The organism is Sphingomonas sp. FUKUSWIS1 (assembly GCF_000733135.1).
Classification (GTDB): Bacteria; Pseudomonadota; Alphaproteobacteria; order Sphingomonadales; family Sphingomonadaceae; genus Sphingomonas; species Sphingomonas aerolata.
The window spans coordinates 11,065-12,841 of sequence record NZ_JPJC01000085.1; the positions used below are offsets into that span (position 1 = coordinate 11,065).

The following is a 1,777-nucleotide window of genomic DNA, read 5'->3' on the forward strand; positions in this document are numbered from 1 at the left end:
GTCGTCAGCAGCTGCGACCGGTCCGCGGCATCATGCGCCAGCGCGACGCGGTAGCGGCCCCCGGCAATCCGCCAGCCCGGCAGCGCGGTGTCATATTGCGCGACGACCCGCGGCTCCGCGGTCAGCGTCACGCGCCGCGACTCGCCCGGCTTCAGCGTCAGCCGCGTGAAACCCGCCAGCCGCATCGGCGTCGCCGTCCCCGCCCCGTCCGCCGCCGCCTGCGCGACATAGATTTGCGGGACGTCCGCGCCCGCACGGCGCCCGGTGTTGACGACGTCGAACGTCACGCTGAGCCGCCGGCCGCCGGTTACCACCGGGTTGCGATAGGCGAAGCTCGTGAAGCTCAGCCCGTGACCGAAAGCGAACAGCGGCCGCTGGCGCTGCTTCTCGTACCAGCGATAGCCGACGTCCGCGCCCTCGACATAGTCGACGGGAAAGCTTTCGAGCTGGATCGCGGCGGCGTTCGCCGGATTGGCGGCCGCCTGCGCCTCGACCGACGTCAGCCGGTCGAGACCGACCGGCGCCGGGCGTGGCGCCTGGGACGCGGCGGCGGGGAAGGTGATCGGCAGCCGGCCCGACGGCGACACCCTGCCGGTCAGGATGTTCGCGATCGCCTCGCCGCCGCGCTGTCCCGGATACCAGGCCTGCAGCACCGCCGGCACCGCATCGATCCAGGGCATCAGCACCGGTCCGCCGGTTTCGAGCACTGCCACCGTCCGCGGCTGCGCCTTCGCCACCGCCGCGATCAGCGCGTTCTGATTGTCGGGCAGCGACAGCGTCGGCACGTCCTGCGCCTCGGTCGTCCACTGCGTCGCAAAGACGATCGCCATGTCCGCGTCGCGGGCGGCGCGCGCCGCCGCATCCGTGTCCTTGCCGTCGACAAAGGTCACCACCGCGCCCGGCATCGCCGCGGTGATCGCCTTGAGCGGCGACGAGGCGTGATAGGTATAGCGCGCGAACGACATCGCCGCCCCCGATGTCAGCGGGATCTCGATCGGCGCGCCACCGACCGAGCGGACCTGGCTCGATCCCCCGCCCGACAGCACGCCGACGTCCGCTCGTCCGCCGATCAGCACGATGCGTTTGGCGGTGAGCGCGATCGGCAGCATGTCGCGGTCGTTCTTGAGCAGCACGATCCCCGCTTCCGCCGCGTCCTGCGCAACGGTGGCATGACGGGCATAGGGGATCGGCGCCTCTGCGGCGGGCATCGGCGTGTCATAGGCGCCGGTTTCGATCAGGCCGGTCAGATAGCGGACGATCATGTCGTCGAGCCTCGCCCGCGATACGCTGCCGTCGGCCACCGCGGCCTTGAGCGGCGCGCCGAAGTAGATCGCCTTGTCGAGTTCCTGTCCCGACTGCTGGTCGAGCCCCGCATTGGCCGCCTTCGCGGTCGAATGCACCGCACCCCAGTCGCTCATCACCCAGCCGCGATAGCCCCAGTCGCGCTTGAGCACGTCGGTCATCAGATGCTTGTTCTCGCACGCCCAGTCGCCATTGACCTTGTTGTACGCGCACATCACCGATCCCGGTTTCCCGCGCTCGATCGCGATCTGGAACGCGAGCAGGTCGCTCATCCGCAGATCGGCCTCGCCGATCCGCGCGTCGACGACCATGCGACCGGTCTCCTGCGCATTGAGCGCGAGGTGCTTGACCGTCGAGACGATGTGGTTCGACTGGACCCCGGCGATATGCGCTCCCGCCATCGACCCTGCCAGCAGCGGATCCTCGCCGAGATATTCGAAGTTGCGCCCGTTCCAGGGATCGCGCGTCAGGTTGA

Annotated in this window: 1 protein-coding gene; it reads right to left on the reverse strand. The window is 69.8% G+C overall.

Going from position 1 to position 1,777, the window contains the following annotated elements:
• Positions 1-1,777: beta-glucosidase (locus tag sphsw_RS06200; RefSeq protein WP_042466661.1), on the reverse strand; the 1,777-nt coding region annotated here is incomplete at both ends.